The sequence below is a fragment of the Pradoshia sp. genome, from assembly GCF_051873915.1.
Classification (GTDB): Bacteria; Bacillota; Bacilli; order Bacillales; family Pradoshiaceae; genus Pradoshia.
In genome coordinates this window covers 1-7,142 of the sequence record NZ_JBJEFJ010000155.1, presented here as the reverse complement: position 1 = coordinate 7,142, position 7,142 = coordinate 1, and the positions used below count along the sequence as shown (strand labels likewise).

The following is a 7,142-nucleotide window of genomic DNA, read 5'->3' as shown; positions in this document are numbered from 1 at the left end:
AAAAGGAAGGCCTATCCATGGCCTCATCATGAAAAAATGACAAGCTGAAGAGATTCTTTCAAAGAAATCTTATTATTTGCGTTAGTTTGCTTAATACAATATTGATTACGCCATTTTAATTTGCGGGGCAGCTCCAAGAGAATCCTCTTTCAACGGAGATATCATCATGAAAAAAGCAGGCGAGAAAAGCTGCATTGCCCTTTTCCTGCCTGCTATACGATTAAATACTATCATTATACTAAATCACTAAATGCTGTGTATAACCTGTTCAGTCCCTCTTTAACCGTTTCCGGGCTGCTGCCGATGTTCATGCGGACGAAGCCGCTGCCGGCTTTGCCGAATTTGGTTCCAGGTTCGAGGGCAAGCCTTCCTTTTTGAATCAGGCGCTTGGTGATCTCGGCATCTGTGAGTCCTAGTCCGTTCAGGTCAATCCAAATCAGGAAGGATGCTTCTGGTTTGATGACGTTTACGTTCGGGAGTTTGTCATTTATGAAGGTTGTGACAAGCTCAACGTTGCCCTCAATCACAGAGGTTGTTTCCTTCAGCCAGTCGGCACCATATGTATAAGCGGCTTCCATGGCAGGATAAGCTAGGACATTGAGACCGTAGAATCCTTGCTTTAAGAATTGCCCGGTAAGCTTCTTCATAATCTCCTGCTTTTCAGTAATGACAAGAGAGGCTTGCAGGCCGGCGATATTGAAGGTCTTGCTTGGTGCCATAAGGGTGATTGTGTTTGGATTGATGGTGGCGATTGGTGTGTGCTCATATCCGGATAAGCTTAAATCAGCATGGATTTCATCTGAGATGATGAGAACATCATAGTCTGCGCATAATTCAGCCATACGGGCAAGTTCCTTTTTGCTCCAAACCATTCCCCCAGGATTATGAGGGCTGCATAGGATAAAGAGCTTGACGCCCTCCTTCAGCTTATTCTCAAAGTCTTCAAAGTCAATCTCAAGGCGATTATCCTGAATGCGGAGTGGATTTTCCACAAGGGTCCGGCTGTTTTCGTTAATGCAGCTGTAGAATGGGGCATAGACTGGTGACTGTATCATGACTTTATCGCCTGGTTCCGTGAATGCAAGGATAGAAGCCGCGATGGAAGGCACAACTCCAGAGCTGAAGAAGATTTGCTCTTTTTGAATGGTCCAATGATGCTTATTTTTCAACCAGTTAATCACAGATTCATACAAAGAATCCTGTGGACGTGCATAGCCAAATATGGGATGATTTACACGTTCTATTAAGGCCTCCTGGACTTGATGAGGTACACCGAGGTCCATATCGGCTACCCACATTGGCAAGAGTCCTTCCCCATTGAACAAGGCATCTGCGTGATCCCATTTCAATGAACCGGTTCCTTTTCGTTCAATGAATTGTATATTTGAATTGACCATATTATTCCCTCCATCCATCTAATATCTGTCTATTTTAGCACACTGAAATAAAGACTTTAAGAAATGTTACCTGAAATTAGCAAGGTACAGATGAAGTATATTTCTTGAATTACATACCTAATTAGTGATAAGAATGATATAATATAAAAAGTTTAGACTAAATTTTCAGTCAATTTATAAATGGAGGTTAGGTCTATGCACCTTACTGATAAAGAAATCGAAATCATGCAGATTGTGGAGGAAAATGCCAGAATTTCTGTAGAAGATATTTCGAAGATGACGAGTCTCCCTGTTTCTGATGTGGAAACGACACTGAAGAAATTAGAGGATTCAAATATAATTGTTCGTTATGCAGCATTAGTGGATTGGTCAAAGGTGGAGGAGCATGAGGGCGTGACAGCCATGATCGATGTGAAGGTTACTCCGAAAAGAGGGGTAGGCTTTGACGAGACAGCCAAACGGATCTACCGGTATGAGGAAGTAACCTCTGTCTACTTAATGTCAGGGGCTTATGATTTATCTGTCGTAATAGAAGGGAAATCAATGAATGAGGTTGCTCGCTTTGTTTCAGATAAGCTATCAACGCTTGACTCAGTCATTTCAACAACTACCCATTTCATTTTGAAGAAATACAAGCATGATGGAACGGTCTTTTCACCACAAGAAGAAGATAAAAGGATAGTGGTCTCACCATGATTAAAACCAATTATTTATCAGACACTGCACGCAACATGAAGCCTTCAGGAATTAGAAAGTTTTTTGACTTGGCGGCAGGTGTTGAAGGAGTAGTTTCCCTCGGTGTAGGGGAGCCTGACTTTGTTACTCCTTGGCGCTATCGTGAAGCGGCTATCAATTCCCTTGAAGAGGGCTATACATCCTACACGGCTAATGCAGGACTGATACAATTGCGGGAAGAAATCGCTGCTTATATGAGCAGACGCTTCCATGTCAATTATTCACCAGAAAGTCAGATAATTGTGACGGTGGGCGCGAGCCAGGCAATCGATATTGCTCTTAGAGCCATTTTGAACCCTGGCGAGGAAGTTATTGTGGTTGAGCCTTGCTTTGTCTCCTATGCACCGCTTGTGACAATGGCAGGCGGAAAAGCCGTTTCGGTTGGGACGACGAAGGAATCTGACTTTAGGCTGCTGCCTCAGCAGCTGGAGGAGGCCATCACGCCAAAGACGAAGGCAATCATGATTTGTTCGCCTAACAATCCGACTGGAAGCCAGCTTTCGAAGGATGATCTAGAGGCCTTGGCTAAGATTGTCATCAAGCATGATTTGGTTGTCCTCTCTGATGAGATTTATGCTGAGCTTGTTTATGATGAGGCTTATACAAGCTTTGCTTCAATTGAGGGAATGATGGACCGTACGATCCTTATCTCGGGATTCTCAAAAGGATTTGCGATGACAGGCTGGCGTCTTGGATTTGTCTGTGCGAATGAGGAAATTACCGCAGCGATGCTGAAGATTCATCAATATGCCATTATGTGTGCTCCGACTTCGGCTCAGCATGCAGCTCTTGAGGCGCTCCGCTATGGATTTGACTATGTGGAAGAAATGCGGAGAAGTTATTTGCACAGAAGGAATTATCTTGTGGAATCATTTAACGAGTTGGGGCTGACCTGCCATAAGCCAGGCGGTGCCTTCTATGCCTTCCCATCCATTGAAAGTACAGGAATGACCTCAGCAGAATTTGCCGAGAAGCTGCTGCTTGAGGAGAAGGTGGCTGTTGTTCCAGGAGATGTATTTGGAATTGGCGGCGAGGGTCATATCCGTTGTTCCTATGCAACGTCTATGGATCAGCTGCGTGAGGCTGTGACACGCATCGACCGTTTTATTCAGAAAAGGGCATAGCATAAATATAGGCCGGGCAGGTAGATATACTGCTCGGCCTTTTCTCATTTACTTGGTTTGTTCGTATTTAACATCAAAGAGCATTTGCATGACGTGCAGGAAATCCTTCTCTTCTATATCCTTCGTTTTTCGTAAAATCAGTTTTGCCTTTTTCTGTCCCATCTCTTGAATAAGAGATTGTAATTCATCATCGATGTCACAAGGCCCTGTTGGTGTTATTTGTTCAATCAATTCAGAAGCAGGGCATTCAAGTGCGGATGATAGATTTAAGATTACTTGCAGGTTGGGAATTAATTCATTTGCTTCAAACTTTTCTAGTTTCTGGGTGCCGATTCGAGAGCGCATAGCTAACTCCTCTTGGCTGAGACCCTTTTCCAGTCGATGTTTTCGTATGTTTTCACCAATTGACATCAAAATCCCTCCTAATGCTCTTTTCTTTTATTCTATCATTATTGAGCATGGAGGGAAGTTTGAAATGTTACAATATCCCGACGGAATAGAAGAGAACGGCTAAAATGGCAACGGGGCAAAGATAACGGATAGTGAAATACCAGGCGTTAAATAAACCAGCTGTTATCGCCGATCCTTTCTGGAGTTCTTCATACAGGGTTTTCCGGTTCATTGCATATCCGACAAAGAGAGAGATGAATAATGAACCGAGCGGAAGAGCAAGATTTGAAGTGATATAGTCAGCTAAGTCAAAAATCGTCTTTCCGAAAAGGGTGAAATCATTTAAGACCCCAAATGAGAGAGCACTTGGAATTCCGACAAGGAAGGTCACAAATCCAGCAATCCAGGTTGAACGCTTCCGTTTAGATGGATTCTCGCGCGAAATAACAGCTACCGTAATCTCTAAAATAGAGAATGCAGAGGTTAAGGTAGCGAATAAAAGCAGGACCATGAACACGAAAAAGAACAAACCTCCATAAGCCAGTTCATTAAAGACGGCTGGCAGGACAACAAAAACGAGCCCGGGACCGGAAGTCGGGTCAAAGCCAAGCGCGAATACAGCAGGAAAAATCACGAGCCCGGCCAAGATTGAAATCATGATATTCAGTCCTACGACAGATAAGGCAGACTTGCTCAAGTCCTCCGAGTCATTTAAGTAGGAAGCATAGGTGACCATGACTGAAATGCCGACGCTTAGAGCAAAGAAAGCCTGTCCGAGTGCCTCAAGCAAGGATTCAGCAGATAGCTTCCCGAAATCTGGCTGGAGGAGGAATTTAACTCCCTCCATTGCTCCATCCAATGTAAGGGAGCGGATGGCAAGGATGAGAAATAGAAGAAACAAGGCGGGCATCATAATCTTGCTCGCACGTTCAATTCCTTTATGAATCCCGCCTTGGACGACAAGGATCGTCATAATCATGAAGATGATTTGAGCGGTCAAGGATTCCACTGGATTTTCAATAATTTGGGCAAAAAGCTGCTCATACTGCCCATTTGCTGTTACCATGCCAAATAGAGCTCTTCCCAAATAGGAGAGAATCCACCCTCCGACAACACTATAAAAGGATAAAAGCAATAAAGAGGCAGCAACACCTCCTATGCCAAGAAGCTGCCACGTGCGATTCGATGCTATCGACTTATAGGCACGAATAGCATCCGTTTTGGCGTGTCGGCCGATGACAAACTCAGAAATCAGGATAGGGGCGCCAATCAAGAGAGTGAAAGCAATGAAGAGGATTAAAAAAGCGCCTCCGCCATTTTCGCCAGCCATATAGGGGAATTTCCAAATGGCACCGAGCCCGATTGCCGAACCGGCTGCTGCCAATATGAATCCTATCTTGGATGACCATTGTTCATGTTTTTGCATAGAGAAATACACCTCAGGTAAGTAGGATTAGACGTTAATCGTTTAATACTAGCATGAAGTGACAAGGTTTGCGAAAGATAGTTATTGGCCTGCGAGGTTTATAAAAAGAAAATTCGGGAATTGACATTATTGCTAGGGTCATTTTTGATAATGGGTAAATTTTATGATATAATTTTATATTGCGTATTATAACGAGATTTAAATACATTATTGGGAGTGTTTTTATGACTGCAAAATATGAAGCAGGACAAGTTTTGACAGGTAAAGTAACGGGCATTCAACCATACGGCGCATTCGTAGCGTTGGATGAATCCACACAAGGCCTTGTTCATATATCTGAAATTACACATGGCTTTGTTAAGGATATCAATGACATCCTTAAAGTCGGCGATGAAGTGAACGTGAAGGTATTATCCGTAGACGAAGAAGCAGGCAAAATTGCCTTGTCTATTCGTGCAACTGAAGAAGCACCGGCAGAAAAAGCTGAAGCACGCAAGCCAAGAAAGAAAGCAGTACAGCAAGTTAAGACTGCTCCAGCAGAAACTCCACAAGGCTTCAATACATTGAAGGATAAACTTGAAGAGTGGATTGAACAATCCAAGCGTGAAGATCTTATCAAGAAGTAATGACTAAAGCAGTTCAGGGGAACGTACCCTGGCTGCTTTTTTTTACAGCCCCTCTGAAATAAGTAGATGCTTTTGAAAAAAACAATAGGAATACCCTTCCTATTAGTAGATAATATAAGTGTAGGGTGAATATTCTTTTTATTAAGAATTGGCAGTATTATTATACGTGAAAGATTGAACATGTAAGTGTATGATGAAGTAGATGACTGTTATGATTGGAGGTATTCTGTAATGAAAACATCTGTATCAAGCAAGATGATTGAACAAACAGAAAAGTTTGGTGCCCGTAATTACAATCCATTGCCAATCGTCATTTCAGAAGCGGAGGGCGTTTGGGTGAAAGATCCTGAGGGAAACCGATTTATGGATATGCTGAGTGCCTATTCGGCTGTCAATCAAGGCCATAGACACCCAAGGATTATTCAAGCGCTTAAAGACCAAGCGGACCGTGTCACCTTGACATCACGTGCATTTCATAATGATCAGCTTGGACCATGGTATGAAAAGATCTGTCAAATCACCGGAAAAGAAAAGGCTCTGCCGATGAACACAGGAGCAGAGGCCGTGGAAACAGCCTTCAAGGCTGCTAGGAGATGGGCATACGATGTGAAGGGTGTGGAGGATGGAAAGGCAGAAGTAATCGCTTGTATCGGCAACTTTCATGGAAGAACGATGCTTGCTGTATCCTTGTCCTCTGAGGAAGAATATAAACGCGGGTTTGGACCCATGCTCCCGGGAATCAAGCTTATCCCATTTGGGGATGTACAAGCGCTGAAAGAAGCGATAACACCTAATACGGCTGCTTTCTTGTTTGAGCCTATTCAAGGGGAGGCAGGTATCAATATTCCGCCTGTTGGTTTTTTGAAGGAAGCTTATGAGCTATGTAAAAAGGAAAATGTCTTATTTATCGCCGATGAGATTCAAGTTGGTTTAGGCCGGACTGGCAGGATGTTTGCCTGTGACTGGGAAGATGTCGTTCCCGATATTTACATCTTAGGGAAAGCTCTTGGAGGAGGTGTGTTCCCAATCTCCTGTATCGTAGCTGACCATGATATTCTGGATGTTTTTAATCCAGGGTCCCACGGATCAACCTTTGGCGGGAACCCGCTTGCTTGTGCTGTATCAACCGAAGCACTCGATGTTATTTTAGATGAAAAGCTTGCTGAGCGTTCACTTGAACTTGGTCAATACTTCCGTGAAGAGCTGGAGAAAATTGATCATCCAATCATTAAGGAAATACGCGGCAGAGGTTTGTTCATCGGGATGGAATTACACGGTGAAGCACGGCCTTATTGTGAAAGATTGAAGGAGGAAGGTCTATTATGCAAGGAAACGCATGATACCGTCATTCGCTTTGCACCGCCGTTAATCATTTCGAAAGAAGATCTGGATTGGGCCATTGACAAGATAAAACACGTCTTTTCTGTTTAAGAAAAGAGAGAAG

Annotated in this window: 7 protein-coding genes; 4 read left to right on the top strand and 3 right to left on the bottom strand. The window is 43.4% G+C overall.

Annotated elements, in window-relative coordinates; translation table 11 throughout:
- Positions 1–233: 233 nt before the first annotated feature.
- Positions 234–1,397 (bottom strand): MalY/PatB family protein, encoded by a 1,164-nt coding sequence (locus tag ACI35L_RS13520; RefSeq protein ID WP_439803103.1) that lies wholly within the window; start codon positions 1,395–1,397, stop codon positions 234–236.
- A 195-nt stretch (positions 1,398–1,592) separates the two neighbouring features.
- On the opposite strand from ACI35L_RS13520, the gene ACI35L_RS13515 reads away from it, so the two are divergent.
- Positions 1,593–2,093 carry an Lrp/AsnC family transcriptional regulator gene (locus ACI35L_RS13515; RefSeq protein ID WP_049669697.1) on the top strand — a complete coding sequence of 167 codons (501 nt, stop codon included), beginning with the start codon at positions 1,593–1,595 and terminating at the stop codon, positions 2,091–2,093.
- A complete protein-coding gene (locus tag ACI35L_RS13510; RefSeq protein ID WP_439803102.1) occupies positions 2,090–3,256 on the top strand; it encodes an aminotransferase in 1,167 nt (388 codons plus the stop codon). The genes ACI35L_RS13515 and ACI35L_RS13510 overlap by 4 nt, the downstream gene beginning before the upstream one ends.
- Positions 3,257–3,304: 48 nt before the next feature.
- Here the strand turns inward: ACI35L_RS13510 and ACI35L_RS13505 are convergent, their stop codons facing one another.
- Positions 3,305–3,667: a helix-turn-helix domain-containing protein gene (locus ACI35L_RS13505; protein WP_049669699.1), complete on the bottom strand. Its 363-nt coding sequence runs from the start codon at positions 3,665–3,667 to the stop codon at positions 3,305–3,307.
- Between the two features lie 67 nt (positions 3,668–3,734).
- Positions 3,735–5,072 carry a sodium-dependent transporter gene (locus ACI35L_RS13500; RefSeq protein ID WP_439803101.1) on the bottom strand — a complete coding sequence of 446 codons (1,338 nt, stop codon included), beginning with the start codon at positions 5,070–5,072 and terminating at the stop codon, positions 3,735–3,737.
- 224 nt (positions 5,073–5,296) lie between these two features.
- On the opposite strand from ACI35L_RS13500, the gene yugI reads away from it, so the two are divergent.
- Positions 5,297–5,698, top strand: coding sequence for a S1 domain-containing post-transcriptional regulator GSP13 (yugI, locus tag ACI35L_RS13495; RefSeq protein WP_049669701.1), 402 nt, complete (start codon positions 5,297–5,299; stop codon positions 5,696–5,698).
- A 231-nt stretch (positions 5,699–5,929) separates the two neighbouring features.
- Entirely contained in the window at positions 5,930–7,129 is a 1,200-nt protein-coding gene (locus ACI35L_RS13490) for an ornithine--oxo-acid transaminase (protein WP_439803100.1), read from the top strand.
- Positions 7,130–7,142: the final 13 nt, after the last annotated feature.